Raw genomic sequence first — 12,885 nt, forward strand, 5'->3', positions numbered from 1 at the left:
ATCGTGGATATTGCTCACATGTCACCTCACTACTTCATTCTTTTCACCGCCAACGATGCACTTTTGCATGAATGAATAAGCGGCGAATCAAGCCTGAAGAAACTTCCTACAAGTCTTTAAGAGAAACTGAAGTGACGAATTACTGTCGCCATGACATTGATAAAAATGAAACCCCGCGTGAGCCCGGCGCTGCGCCAGAATACCAATAGCCAGGGGTGTTCTTCTCCATTGCACGCTCCTTGCGTAAAGCATCATTACGCCATTATCAAGCGTTGCTCAACGATTAAAAGATACAGATGCCGGTAAAAAAACCATTCAGCCGAATGACAAGTCACTGTGCGCCAGAGGCCGGGGAATTTCAAAGACAAAGAATGTTCAAGGGTCGTGCGGGCGCACGAAGTGGGAACAGCAGTTTATGTAGGATGGGAACTAGTTAGTTGTAGGAATAATCCCAAACAATAGGCTATTCACGGATAGCCGGAGGTAAGGTACTTGAACTACACGCCCTGGGTTTAATGGCGTTGCGGTCAAGGCATTCGCCCGGTCGCATCATGAACGAGCGGTGAACCTGCAAAAAAAAACCCGAGCCAAGCCCGGGTTTTCTTGTACATCCAACGCCTGTCACGCCACGCCCAGGTCCAGCACCACTCTGCCGCCACAAGGGCACTCATCCATGTACCGGTGCGCTTCAACCACCTGATCAAACGGATACACCTTGATGATCTGCGGTGTCAGCAACTGGTCAGCCGTGAACTGGTTGATATCACGCAGGGCGCGCTGCAACGCAACCTGGTCCTGGCTAATGCCCAATTCCGGCTTGCCGGTGAAGTTACCGATACAGTGAACGTAGAACTGAATGTTCTTCTGGAACGCCGCACAGGCCGGGAACGGTGTCTGGTTACCCCCCTGCAGGCCATACAGCACCAGGCTGCCGCGTGGCGCGAGCACGTCGCCCAGGAGCGACATCTGTGGGCCGCCCATGCCATCAAGGACCATATCCACACCGCGCCCATCGGTGTACTTGCCCACTTGCATGAGCAAGTCCTGCTCTTCGGTGACGATCACCTTGTCAGCCCCCAGGCCCAGCAGGTACTCGCGCTGCTCCGGCTCCTTGGTGGCAGCGAACACCTTGAGGCCCAGGGCCTTGCCCAACTGCACGAAGGCGGGCCCTGCGCAGTGGCTGGCATCGGTGACCAGCGCGGTCTGCCCGGCCTTGGCCCTGGCCAGGTCGACGTAGGCGAAGTAGGCGATCAGCAGCGGCGTGTAATGCACGCTGGCCTCGATCGGTGTGAGGATATCCGGGTAACGGGTAATCGCCGTGCGCGGCAGGACGATCACATCCCCATACACCGGGTGGTCATTGGCGCTGGTCGCCGGGAAGCTGGCCACCCGGTCGCCCACTGCAATGTCATCGACACCTTCACCCACCGCAGTCACCACGCCGGCCATTTCATGGCCGATCCCCGCAGGCAGACGGGCCTGGGATGGCGCCAGGTTCTGCCGCCAGAGCACGTCGTACCAGCTCACGCCAATGGCCTCGACGCGGATCTGCACCTCGCCGACAGCAGCTGACGGTTCGGCCTGCTCCTCGCAGCGGAGCACTTCGGCAGCGCCGAACTTGTGGAACCGGATCATGCGGGACATCGCATACCTCGCCTTTGTGAATCTCGTATTACCACGGACTTTATCCGGGCTTTTGCCGTTAGACCATCAGTGGCTATTAATAGTCGACATGCCTGTCATCGATTGGGCACCTCACATTTCTGTGCATGGCCCCCCACAAATCGGTGCAGGTTAACAGCCTTTGGCCTTAAGATTCACCCCTGCCCCACTTTAGGCGAAGCGCACCGATGAATCGAAACGACCTGCGTCGTGTAGACCTCAACCTGCTGATCGTGTTCGAAACGCTGATGCACGAGCGTAGCGTGACCCGTGCCGCCGAGAAGCTGTTCCTCGGCCAGCCGGCGATCAGCGCGGCGCTGTCGCGCCTGCGCAACCTGTTCGACGATCCGCTGTTCGTGCGCACCGGCCGCAGCATGGAGCCTTCAGCACGGGCACATGAAATCTTTGCCCTGCTGTCGCCGGCGCTGGATTCCATCTCCACCGCCGTCAGCCGCGCCGCCGAATTCGACCCGGCCACCAGCAACGCGGTGTTCCGCATCGGCCTGTCGGACGACGCCGAATTCGCCCTGCTGCCGCAGTTGCTCAAGCGCATCCGCGCCGAAGCGCCCGGTATCGTGCTGGTGGTGCGCCGGGTCAATTACCTGCTCATGCCTACCCTGCTGGCCTCCGGTGAAATCTCGGTGGGGGTGAGCTACACCAGCGAACTGCCCGCCAACGCCAAGCGCAAGGTGCTGCGCCGCAGCATGCCCAAGCTGCTGCGCGCCGACAGCGTACCCGGCAGCATCACCCTCGATGACTTCTGCGCACGGCCCCATGCACTGGTGTCGTTCGCAGGCGACCTGTCCGGTTTCATCGACGAAGCGCTGGAAGAGATCGGCCGCAAGCGCCATGTGGTCCTGGCCGTGCCGCAATTCAACGGCCTGGGCAGCCTGCTGGCCGGGACCGATATCGTTGCCACGGTGCCCGATTACACCGCTGATGCACTCACGGCTGCGGGCGGCTTGCGGGCTGAAGACCTGCCGATAACGGTGCGCAGCTTCGAGCTGCACATGGCTTGGCGAGGGGCGCAGGACAATGACCCGGCGGAGCGCTGGTTGAGGTCGCGGATTCAGATGTTCTTTGGGGATCCGGATAGTCTTTAGGGGTCTTGGGGAGGCTGATTATCTGATCATTTCTGCCTTTTCCTGAGCCACGGAGTGCCATTGGCTTCCAGTGGATTGGCCTATTGCGGGCAAATTCTAGAGCATGGTTTGAGAAGGCTGCCTTCAGGCTGAGGCTAAGCGGCTACTGAAATGGATGGTTAGACTCACTGAGATATGAGCCTTCAGCCCAAGCCCGCAATCGAAGGCCGAGTCGTAGTGAGCGCCCCCCCACCACGCTGATCAAATGTGTGCAAATGTAAAAAATTTTGATGGCATAATGCCTCTGCAACTTGCAAAATCCACACGTTCCCAACGGACTTGAAGGAGCGGTTCCGATGACATGGCCTGTCACGCTGAAACTCGACAGCGCAGCCTACCCGCTCAGCGTTGTGCAACGCGCCGCTTATTCCCTGGCCGACACTGTCGCGATCCAGGTCGGTATTGAAACCAATCAGATGAGCCTCACGGCCCACCCCACCGAAGCAACGCTAACGCTTTCCCCAGAGCAGGCTCAGTCGCTGATCCTCCAGCATCTAAACGACTTCGCCCTACGCGACCATATCAACCGCGAAACAGCAGGGTTGCGTGAAGTCCTGGCCCGAGCCGCGCTCGCTGGCTGTGGGGTTTCGCAGTGACACTGATTGCGACAGACGCCAAGCACTATCGCTTGCTGCCTTTTCGATTCATGCGCATGAACATGGGACATGACCGTGACATCCTACTCACCTCCGATACCGGTGAGTATATGCACGTGAACGAGGCTCAATTACGAGCCCTCAGTTACTTTGACGTTCAAGCAGGTACGCCTTATTACAAGGACCTGCTGGCCCGCCACTTCATTTACGAACCAGGCCGCCATGACCCGTTGCCGGAAATGGCCGCGCAGTATCGCAGCCGCAAGGACTTCCTCTTCCAGGGCCCTGCACTGCATTTGTTCGTGGTCACATTGCGCTGTAACCACACTTGCCAGTACTGCCAGGTGTCGCGGGCCCCTTTGGGAGGATCCGGCCACGACATGTCGGAAGCGGATGCACGGGCCGCGGTCGATCGGCTGTTCGAATCGAACGCTCCCGCCCTGACTGTCGAGTTTCAGGGTGGCGAGCCGCTTCTGGCCTTCGAGCGCGTCCGCCAGATCGTCGAATGGGTCGTTGAACGGAATGTGGTCGAACAACGGGATATCCAGTTCGTCATCACTACCACGCTGCACCACCTGACGGAGGAAATACTCGACTTCGCAGAACAAAATCGCATCCAGTTTTCGACCTCGCTCGATGGGCCGGCGCCCTTGCACAATGCCAACCGCCCTACCCCGTCACGAGACTCCTACGAACGCACTGCAAAAGGCATCCAGTGGGTCCGTGAGCGCCTTGGTCATGATGCAGTTTCCGCGTTGACCACGCTGACTTCAAGAAGCCTCGAACAACCTGAGGCGATCATCGATGAGTATGTTAACCAGGGCTTCTCCAGCATTTCGCTTCGGCCTCTGAGCCCTTATGGGTTTGCCACCAAGAGTGCCCATCGACTTGATTATCCTATTGAGCGATACCTGGCCTTCTACAAGAAGGCACTGGCCTATTTACTGCATATCAACCAACAGGGCGTATACCTCTCAGAGAGTTATACGAGCCTGTTGCTGAAGAATATCCTGACACCCTTCTCCTCCGGCTATGTAGACCTGCGCTCCCCTGCTGGCGCAGGCACTGCGGCGCTGGTTTACAACTATGACGGTTACGTCTATCCCTCGGACGAAGCTCGAATGTTGCTGGAGATGGGTGAAGACGGCTTGAAGCTCGGCACCGTGCAGCAACCCTTGTCTGAATTACTCGCATCGCCCGTTATGAATGCGCTGCTCGCCAGTGGTGTAGCAGAAGCGCTGCCGGGCTGCTCCGACTGCGCACTTGTCCCGTACTGTGGTGCTGACCCCATCGAACACTATGCCCGCCAAGCTGACCCAATCGGACACCGAGTGTTCAGCCGCTTCTGCAAGAAGAACATGGGGCTGCTGAAGCATCTTTTCGGCCTGCTTTACACTGGCGATGACAACGTGCAAAGGGTGCTGCTGTCTTGGTTGAACAGGCGCTCTTACAACGATGTCCGGTTCCCGGGTTACAGGGGCTGATGGCGATGCTGCGCAAAGATACCCACTTCGAAATTCATCACCTGAATGAGCCGAAACTGCTAAAGGTCATCACTCTGGATGAGTTCATCGAACAAGGCCTGGCTGTTTGTGCCGGAAGCGCTGAGTTCGATGACCTGCTGCTTTGGCTGCCAAACGAAGAACGGCTACAGAGCCCGCATCTGCTCTCATTACCAGTCGGTGGTTTCCTGATCCCGGAGCCATTGCTCGGCGACTTCGGCAGCGCGCGGCCACACCTGCACACCCCCAAAGATGCAGGGGTCGTGCAGCCCGGCGATGTCATTGCCATTACACCAGGCAACGCTTTGGTGCGAGTGCTCTATCGACGAGGCTCAGACAGCAACTTGCTGTTCATGACCGATCGTTGCAACAGCCTCTGTCTGATGTGCTCGCAGCCGCCCAAAGATATCGATGATCGTTGGCACATCGAGGAGAACCTACGGCTGATCGACCTGATGGACCCGGGCGAGGAAAATCTGGGAATCAGCGGCGGAGAACCAACGCTTTATCGCGACGGCCTGCTCGAAATCCTGGCCAAGTGCAAAGCCGTTTTGCCGCGGAAATCCATTCATGTGCTCAGCAACGGGCGTCTGTTCCAGGACCCGAGCTGGATCGCAGCGCTCTCTGCCATCGGCCACCCTCAGTTGAGCTGGGGCATCCCGCTGTATGCCGACAATGCCGAAGACCATGACCATGTGGTGCAGGCTCCAGGCGCGTTCAGCGAAACCCTGCAAGGTCTCTACAACCTGGCGCGCGCCCACCAGATCATCGAAATTCGCGTTGTGCTCAATCGTCTGACCACACCACGCTTGCCAGAGCTCGCCCACTATGTATTCAGAAACCTGCCCTTCGTGCGGCATGTTGCGCTGATGGGTATCGAAAGTACCGGCTTGGCCAGGAAGAACTACGAAGAACTGTGGATTGACCCGCTGGACTATCAGGAGTCGTTGAGCCAGGCCGTGTATTTCCTGTTCAACCGCGCAGTGCCGGTGTCGATCTACAACTTGCCCCTGTGCCTGATCCCCGCCCACCTCTCGCGTTTCGCCCGCCAGAGCATCTCGGACTGGAAAAACCTGTTCATCGATACCTGCCAGCAATGCGCTGCCGTCAAACATTGCTCTGGCTTCTTCAAATCCCACACCGACCGCTGGCAGAGCCGCGGCGTACAACTACTATCGACCGAGGCCTTTAGCGCCTATGCAAGGAGTGCACAGTGAAACTGCTCGACCGCTGGAAAGTCCTGATCAGTGGGATCAGCTTGCTGCCAATGGCAGGTACCACCCTGGCACAGGCCGGCCATCTGTCGCTCGCCGATGCGAACTGGCAACCCAACGACAAGCTACAGCCCCCAGTATTTGCCGATACGCTCAATGCGCCAGACACCGTCAACATCTATGCGGCACATCGCTCGCACAGTTCACACCGGTCCCACAGCTCGCACAGTTCTCACTACAGCGGCTCGAGTGGCTATAGCGCACCTCGCTACTACAGCCCACCCGCTAACAATACCCGAAGCTACAGCGCGCCGAGTGCTTCGAGCAGCACCTCAAGCAGCAACAGCCTTTATCAGTCGTCTGGCACTACCAGCGGGACAAGTTCGAGCACTTCAAAGAGTCGCGCGACCAATGAGCAGAAAAGCAACCTGGTCACCCGTGTGCAGACCGCGCTGATGGTGCGCCAGTATTATCAAGGCACCATTGATGGGGTAATGGGCAAGGCGACACGTGGTGCGTTGATGGCCTTTCAGATGGACAGTGGGCTGACCGTGAATGGCCGGATGGATACGCCATCGCTGAATGCGTTGGGTATCAAGATTCCATGAGTCGATTCAGGTTAAAGCTAGCGTCCGTTCAGCAACGAAGGAATTATCCCAGGCAGCAAATCATTCCAGTCGACGACACGCTCTGGGCATTGATCAGCCGCCTGCAAGGCAAGGAACTGCAAACACCGTCGCGTAGCGCCCGTTTCCGTATCACGACCGTTGATGCAAATCGCGTTGTGATTGAGACCGGATCGGAAGACTCGCAGTTGGCGCTGACTCGAGCAGCTTTCCAGCAAACGTTGGACTACCTCGCCGGTAACAATCATTTCGGCCAAGCACAAGCTGTGGAAATCAGCTCCAACCATACGTACGAAAAAGCCGGCCCACTTTGCCAGGCAGCTCGTTACAGAGCAGAAGGCAAGCCGGGCCGTACCAACATCACCTACATTCTGCCGATTCTGGAGCAGTGCCAGGCAGTCGGCATCCGCTCAACCATCCCAAACAGCACTTGGCTGCTGCCCTGAACCACTCCTGATATCTTATATGGACGCCAACATGTACGCCAAAATGGACACCTTCCGCCCCAGCAGTGCCGCATCGTTCGATCAACCCTGCAAGGTTACTATCGACAATGGTTTTATTACCGTCTCCTATGACGACGCGGGCCAGACCTGGCAATACCGAGGCCAGGCAAAAGGCCCAGGGCATTACGAACTGCAAGCAGAAGGCTTCGACGGCAGAGCAACGCTACACCGCTTCGAGGGCTCGAATGTGCTGGAAGGCACTTGGGTCGAAGAAGGCGTACGCGGGATGTGGCGAATTGTCTGCCAGCCGATTGACTCGTCATTCGTGCCCACATAAATAAGCTGAACTCATGGGGGGTTGATGGGCCGCCATGGGGTCATCCACCTCAACTGGCAGAACAAGACGTACATCAAGGCGGCCAAGCATTGCTATTCGCATGGATTTTAGAAGCACTGAATGCTGAACAGTCGCCGCCCCCCACGCTCTCCACTCCAGCACTGCCCCTGAGGTTGCACACGCCCCTCAGGCCCCCGGTGAACCTGTGGGAGCCCGGCTTGCCGGCGATCGGGCCAGCCCAGTCACCCGGACTTTCAAGGCGACAACACACCCTTAAAGACGTCACTACCCTACTATTTTGGCGCTCCGCCCAAGCCCCTGCTCCCAGCGCCCCAATTTGGCACCTTGGCGCCCCAAAACCACACATACCGCTGCTAGACCACTCACCAAGCGTGCGCCCTTCCCGCCCTGCAGCCCCTCTAACACAAGCCCTTGAACAATAATCTGACCAATTGGCCATGTTTTTGCTGTGCAACTGCTCATCACCCTGACCCCGAGCAGTCCCATGTCCACATCCCCCTCGCAATTGCGCCTCGAGCTGCGTGCCATTACCAAGCGATACCCGGGCACCTTGGCCAACGACCGCATCGACCTGCGCATCGCGCCCGGTGAAATCCATGCCCTGCTCGGCGAGAACGGCGCGGGCAAGAGCACCCTGATGAAGATCATCTACGGCGTCACGGCGCCGGATGCCGGCCAGCTGCTATGGGAGGGGCAGCCCGTGCACATGCGCGACCCTGCCCGCGCCCGCGCGTTGGGCATCGGCATGGTGTTCCAGCACTTTTCCCTGTTCGAAACCCTGAGCGTCGCGCAAAACATTGCCTTGGCGCTTGGCCGCGATGCCGGTACGCCAAAGCAATTGGCGCCGCGCATCCGCGAAGTGTCCCAACGCTACGGCATGGGCCTGGAACCTGAGCGCCTGGTGCACAGCCTGTCGATCGGTGAACGCCAGCGCGTGGAAATCGTGCGTTGCCTGATGCAGCCGATCAAGCTGCTGATCCTCGACGAACCCACTTCGGTACTTACCCCGCAAGAGGTCGACGAACTGTTCGTCACCCTGCGCACACTCGCCGCAGAGGGCTGCAGCATCCTGTTCATCAGCCACAAGCTCAACGAAGTGCGTGCCCTGTGCCATGGCGCCACCGTGTTGCGCGGTGGGCGGGTCTCCGGCGCTTGCGACCCGGCGCAATGCAGCGATCTGCAACTGGCGCGAATGATGGTGGGCGATGCCGAAGGGCTGGAGGCAAGCTACCCGAAAAGCGCCGGGGGCTTGCCACGCTTGCGGGTGGACGACCTGACCTGGCGCAACAAAGACCCATTCGGCACGTCCTTCGAACACCTGCGCCTGGAAGTACGCAGCGGCGAGATCGTAGGCATCGCGGGGGTCGCCGGCAACGGCCAGGACGAACTGCTGGCCCTGCTCAGTGGTGAAACACGCCTGCCCGCCAGCGACCGCGAACGCATCACCCTCGACAACCGGCCGATGGCCCACCTCTACCCCGACGCCCGCCGCGCCCTGGGGATGGCCTTCGTACCGGCCGAACGCCTTGGGCATGGCGCGGTGCCGGACATGAGCCTGGCCGACAACGCCCTGCTCACCGCTTTCCAGCAGGGCCTGGTCAACCGCGGCCTGATCCGTTCAGGCAAGGTGTTCGCGCTGGCCGAGCAGATCATCCAGCGCTTCGCGGTCAAAGCGCCGGATGCCCGGGCCACGGCACGTAGCCTGTCCGGGGGCAACCTGCAGAAGTTCATCCTCGGCCGCGAGATCCTGCAGGCTCCCAAGCTGCTGATCGCTGCCCACCCGACCTGGGGGGTGGATGTCGGAGCTGCCGCAGCGATTCACCGTGCGCTGATTGCCTTGCGCGACGCCGGCGCAGCAATCCTGGTGATTTCCGAAGACCTGGAGGAGTTGTTCCAGATCAGCGACCGCATCGGCGCGCTGTGCAGTGGCCGCCTGTCGCCGCTCAAGACCACCGCGCAGGCCCATACCGTGGAGGTCGGCGGTTGGATGGCCGGCCAGTTCGATGCCCCGCAAGACGCCGCCTGACGAGACCCCCTCATGTTGCTATCCCTCGAACCCCGTACCCAGCAGTCCCGTGCCATGCTCGTTGTGTCACCCCTGCTTGCCGCCCTGTTGACCCTGCTCAGCGGGGCGATCCTGTTCAGCGCCCAGGGGCATGCCCCCTTGCAGACCTTTCACACGTTGCTGATCGAACCCATCAGCGACCTTTACGGCCTCTCGGAACTGCTGCTCAAAGCCTTGCCGATCCTGCTCTGCGCCCTCGGCCTGGCTGTGGCCTACCAAGCCCGCATCTGGAACATTGGCGCCGAAGGCCAGCTGCTGATCGGCGCCCTGGCCGGCAGTGCCGTGGCGATCCACCTCATCGAGTGGGAAAGCCGCTGGGCGCTGGTCTGGGTGTTGCTCGCCGGCACGCTGGCCGGTGCGCTATGGGGGGCACTCGCGGCCTGGCTGCGCACGCACTTCAATGCCAACGAAATCCTCACCACCATCATGCTCAATTACATCGCCTTGAACCTGCTCTTGTACTTCGTTCACGGGCCACTGAAGGATCCCGAAGGGTTCAGTTTCCCGCAGTCGGCAATGTTCGGCGATGCCAGCCGCCTGCCGGCGCTGTTCGAGGATGGCCGGCTGCATATCGGGCTGTACTTCGTGCTGATGGCACTGGTGGCGGTGTGGGTGCTGCTGCACAAGAGCTTCCTGGGTTTCCAGATCAAGGTGCTCGGGCAGGACCTGCGCGCCGCTGGGTTTGTCGGCTTTCGCCACAAGCGCCTGGTCTGGCTGGCGCTGCTGATCAGCGGCGGCCTGGCAGGCCTGGCCGGGGTCAGCGAAGTCAGCGGGCCGATCGGCCAACTGGTGCCGCAGGTATCACCCGGCTACGGCTACGCGGCGATTACCGTCGCGTTTCTCGGGCGCCTCAACCCCTTTGGCATTCTGGTGGCCGGGTTGTTGATGGCCCTGCTGTACCTGGGCGGCGAAAACGCGCAGATGAGCCTGAACCTGCCGCAATCGCTGACCGGGCTGTTCCAGGGAATGATGCTGTTCTACCTGCTGGCCTGCGACGTGCTGATCCTCTACCGGCTACGCCTGAAGCTGAACTGGCGCCGGCGCGCGCCGCTGGCAAAACCTGCCAGTGCCTGAATTCCCATGACCTTTTCGTTTACCTGCCGCCCACCGCGTGCAGGCTGAGGCTTCGACTATGGATCTCGATCTGCTTGGCAACATTCTCTACGCCATGGTGCGCTGCGGTACCCCACTGCTACTGGTCGCCCTGGGCGAACTGGTGTGCGAAAAGAGCGGCGTGCTCAACCTCGGCCAGGAAGGCATGATGCTCTTCGGCGCGGTGGTAGGGTTCATCGCCGCCTACGCCACCGGCAGCCTCTGGCTTGGCGTGCTGATGGCGTGCCTGGCCGGCATGCTGCTGGCTTCGCTGTTTGCACTCGTAGCACTCGGCTGCCAGGCCAACCAGGTGGCGACCGGGCTGGCGCTGACCATCTTCGGTGTCGGCCTGTCTTCTTTCGTCGGCACCGCCTGGGTCGGCAAGCCCCTGAGCGGCTTCGAGCCGGTGGCCATACCGCTGCTGGCGGACATCCCGGTCATCGGCCATATGCTGTTCAACCAGGATGTACTGGTTTACCTGTCCTTCGGCCTGTTCGTGCTGATCGCCTGGACGCTGCTCAAAAGCCGCACCGGGCTGATCCTTCAGGCCGTTGGTGAAAACCCCGACGCCGCCAGCGCCATGGGCTTGCCCGTGCTGCGCGTGCGCACCTTGGCGGTGCTGTTCGGCGGTGCCATGGCCGGGCTGGCCGGGGGTTACCTGTCGCTGGCCTACACCCCGATGTGGGCGGAAAACATGACCGCAGGGCGCGGCTGGATCGCCCTGGCGCTGGTGGTATTCGCCAGTTGGCGGGTGTTGCGGGTGCTGCTCGGTGCCTACCTGTTTGGCCTGGCGAGCATCCTGCACCTGGTGGCCCAAGGTATCGGCGTGAGCTTCCCTGCCAACCTGCTGGCCATGTTGCCCTATGTGGCCACGATTCTGGTGCTGGTGGTGCTGTCGCGCGATGCCATCAAAACCCGCCTGTACGCCCCGGTTTCACTGGGTCAGCCGTGGAAGACCGGGCGCTGAGGCCTCGCGCCTGGGCTACACCGTGCACCGCTATCGATGCCCCCTCTGCTCTGTTTTCTTGCATTACCAACGCGCCTTACACAGCCAATATGAAGACCTACAGGAGCCACACCTTGAAACCTCACAATAAAAGCAAACACCTGCTGCGCGCCCTGGCAGCCGCCATTGGCCTGAGCACCGCCCTGACCGCCGTCGCCGCCGATCCACTGAAGGTTGGCTTCGTCTATATCGGCCCGATCGGCGACCATGGCTGGACCTATCAGCATGAGCAGGGCCGCCAGGCCCTGATCAAGCAATTCGGCGACAAGGTCGACAGCAGCTTCGTCGAGAACGTGCCCGAAGGCGCCGATGCCGAGCGGGTCATCCGCAACATGGCCAAGGGCGGCTATGACCTGGTGTTCGCCACCTCGTTCGGCTACATGAACCCCACCGCCAAAGTCGCCAAGCAGTTCCCGAAGGTCACCTTCGAACATGCCACCGGCTACAAGCAGGACAAGAACCTTGGCACTTACCTGGCCACTTCCTACGAAGGCCGTTACGTTGGCGGCTACCTGGCCGCGAAGATGACCAAGAGCAAGAAGATCGGCTATGTGGCCTCCTTCCCCATTCCCGAAGTGCTGCGCGATATCAACGCCATCCAGTTGGCGCTGGACAAATACAACCCCGGTAGCGAAATCAAGGTGGTGTGGGTCAACTCATGGTTCGACCCGGGCAAAGAGGCCGATGCCGCCAACGCCCTGATCGACCAGGGCGTTGACGTGCTGTTCCAACACACCGACAGCCCGGCACCGATCCAGGCCGCCGAACGGCGTGGCATCTACGCCGTCGGCTACGCCTCGGACATGGCCCACTTCGGGCCCAAGGCAGTGCTGACCTCCATCGTCAACAATTGGGGGCCGCACTACATAAAAAGCACTCAGGCGGTCATGGACGGCACCTGGAAACCCCAGGATTACTGGGGCGGTCTTGCCGATGGCACTGTCCAGCTGCCCATCAGTGACCTGGTACCCGCCGACGTCAAAAGCGGCGCCGAACAGATCATCGCCAGCATCAAGGACGGCACGTTCCACCCCTTCACCGGCCCGATCCTGGACCAGGCGGGTGCGGTCAAGATCCCCGCAGGCGCCGTGGCCAGCAACGCCGAACTGGCAGGCATGAACTACTACGTCAAAGGCATCACGGCGCAACTGCCCAAGTAAACACGGGTGGGAGCGC

12 protein-coding genes are annotated in these 12,885 nt (G+C 60.3%); 11 read left to right on the plus strand and 1 reads right to left on the minus strand.

The window, feature by feature from the left end; genetic code table 11:
- Nucleotides 1-621 precede the first annotated feature (621 nt).
- Nucleotides 622-1,644 carry a zinc-dependent alcohol dehydrogenase family protein gene (locus JNA92_RS05460; protein WP_241803742.1) on the minus strand — a complete coding sequence of 341 codons (1,023 nt, stop codon included), beginning with the start codon at nt 1,642-1,644 and terminating at the stop codon, nt 622-624.
- 206 nt (nt 1,645-1,850) lie between these two features.
- Between JNA92_RS05460 and JNA92_RS05465 the strand changes: the two genes are divergently transcribed.
- The 11 genes from JNA92_RS05465 to JNA92_RS05515 all read left to right on the plus strand — a co-directional run bounded on the left by JNA92_RS05465 (nt 1,851) and on the right by JNA92_RS05515 (nt 12,869).
- Nucleotides 1,851-2,765 carry a LysR family transcriptional regulator gene (locus JNA92_RS05465; RefSeq protein ID WP_241803743.1) on the plus strand — a complete coding sequence of 305 codons (915 nt, stop codon included), beginning with the start codon at nt 1,851-1,853 and terminating at the stop codon, nt 2,763-2,765.
- A gap of 335 nt (nt 2,766-3,100) precedes the next feature.
- Nucleotides 3,101-3,400 carry a His-Xaa-Ser system protein HxsD gene (hxsD, locus tag JNA92_RS05470; RefSeq protein ID WP_241803744.1) on the plus strand — a complete coding sequence of 100 codons (300 nt, stop codon included), beginning with the start codon at nt 3,101-3,103 and terminating at the stop codon, nt 3,398-3,400.
- Nucleotides 3,397-4,884 carry a His-Xaa-Ser system radical SAM maturase HxsB gene (hxsB, locus tag JNA92_RS05475; RefSeq protein ID WP_241803745.1) on the plus strand — a complete coding sequence of 496 codons (1,488 nt, stop codon included), beginning with the start codon at nt 3,397-3,399 and terminating at the stop codon, nt 4,882-4,884. The genes hxsD and hxsB overlap by 4 nt, the downstream gene beginning before the upstream one ends.
- The gene (hxsC, locus tag JNA92_RS05480) at nt 4,884-6,119 is read left to right on the plus strand and encodes a His-Xaa-Ser system radical SAM maturase HxsC (protein ID WP_241803746.1); all 1,236 of its coding nucleotides are present in this window, start codon (nt 4,884-4,886) and stop codon (nt 6,117-6,119) included. The genes hxsB and hxsC overlap by 1 nt, the downstream gene beginning before the upstream one ends.
- The gene (gene hxsA / locus JNA92_RS05485; RefSeq protein ID WP_241803747.1) at nt 6,116-6,724 is read left to right on the plus strand and encodes a His-Xaa-Ser repeat protein HxsA; all 609 of its coding nucleotides are present in this window, start codon (nt 6,116-6,118) and stop codon (nt 6,722-6,724) included. The genes hxsC and hxsA overlap by 4 nt, the downstream gene beginning before the upstream one ends.
- Entirely contained in the window at nt 6,721-7,188 is a 468-nt protein-coding gene (locus tag JNA92_RS05490) for a hypothetical protein (RefSeq protein WP_241803748.1), read from the plus strand. Before hxsA ends, JNA92_RS05490 begins: the two co-directional genes overlap by 4 nt.
- A gap of 31 nt (nt 7,189-7,219) precedes the next feature.
- Nucleotides 7,220-7,525, plus strand: coding sequence for a hypothetical protein (locus tag JNA92_RS05495; RefSeq protein ID WP_241803749.1), 306 nt, complete (start codon nt 7,220-7,222; stop codon nt 7,523-7,525).
- A gap of 505 nt (nt 7,526-8,030) precedes the next feature.
- Nucleotides 8,031-9,572 carry an ABC transporter ATP-binding protein gene (locus tag JNA92_RS05500; protein ID WP_241803750.1) on the plus strand — a complete coding sequence of 514 codons (1,542 nt, stop codon included), beginning with the start codon at nt 8,031-8,033 and terminating at the stop codon, nt 9,570-9,572.
- A 12-nt stretch (nt 9,573-9,584) separates the two neighbouring features.
- Nucleotides 9,585-10,685, plus strand: coding sequence for an ABC transporter permease (locus JNA92_RS05505; protein WP_241803751.1), 1,101 nt, complete (start codon nt 9,585-9,587; stop codon nt 10,683-10,685).
- Nucleotides 10,686-10,743: 58 nt separating this feature from the next.
- Nucleotides 10,744-11,670, plus strand: coding sequence for an ABC transporter permease (locus tag JNA92_RS05510; protein WP_241803752.1), 927 nt, complete (start codon nt 10,744-10,746; stop codon nt 11,668-11,670).
- Between the two features lie 89 nt (nt 11,671-11,759).
- The gene (locus JNA92_RS05515) at nt 11,760-12,869 is read left to right on the plus strand and encodes a BMP family ABC transporter substrate-binding protein (RefSeq protein WP_241803753.1); all 1,110 of its coding nucleotides are present in this window, start codon (nt 11,760-11,762) and stop codon (nt 12,867-12,869) included.
- Nucleotides 12,870-12,885: the final 16 nt, after the last annotated feature.

It is taken from the genome of Pseudomonas putida (genome assembly GCF_022627325.1).
Lineage (GTDB): Bacteria > Pseudomonadota > Gammaproteobacteria > Pseudomonadales > Pseudomonadaceae > Aquipseudomonas > Aquipseudomonas putida_X.

Bases quoted from the DNA above. Each gene is read 5' to 3' on its own strand.
- JNA92_RS05460 (WP_241803742.1), bottom strand. From the start codon at position 1,644: ATGTCCCGCATGATCCGGTTCCACAAGTTCGGCGCTGCCGAAGTGCTC.
- JNA92_RS05465 (WP_241803743.1), top strand. From the start codon at position 1,851: ATGAATCGAAACGACCTGCGTCGTGTAGACCTCAACCTGCTGATCGTG.
- hxsD (WP_241803744.1), top strand. From the start codon at position 3,101: ATGACATGGCCTGTCACGCTGAAACTCGACAGCGCAGCCTACCCGCTC.
- hxsC (WP_241803746.1), top strand. From the start codon at position 4,884: ATGGCGATGCTGCGCAAAGATACCCACTTCGAAATTCATCACCTGAAT.
- JNA92_RS05490 (WP_241803748.1), top strand. From the start codon at position 6,721: ATGAGTCGATTCAGGTTAAAGCTAGCGTCCGTTCAGCAACGAAGGAAT.
- JNA92_RS05495 (WP_241803749.1), top strand. From the start codon at position 7,220: ATGTACGCCAAAATGGACACCTTCCGCCCCAGCAGTGCCGCATCGTTC.
- JNA92_RS05500 (WP_241803750.1), top strand. From the start codon at position 8,031: ATGTCCACATCCCCCTCGCAATTGCGCCTCGAGCTGCGTGCCATTACC.
- JNA92_RS05505 (WP_241803751.1), top strand. From the start codon at position 9,585: ATGTTGCTATCCCTCGAACCCCGTACCCAGCAGTCCCGTGCCATGCTC.
- JNA92_RS05510 (WP_241803752.1), top strand. From the start codon at position 10,744: ATGGATCTCGATCTGCTTGGCAACATTCTCTACGCCATGGTGCGCTGC.
- JNA92_RS05515 (WP_241803753.1), top strand. From the start codon at position 11,760: ATGAAGACCTACAGGAGCCACACCTTGAAACCTCACAATAAAAGCAAA.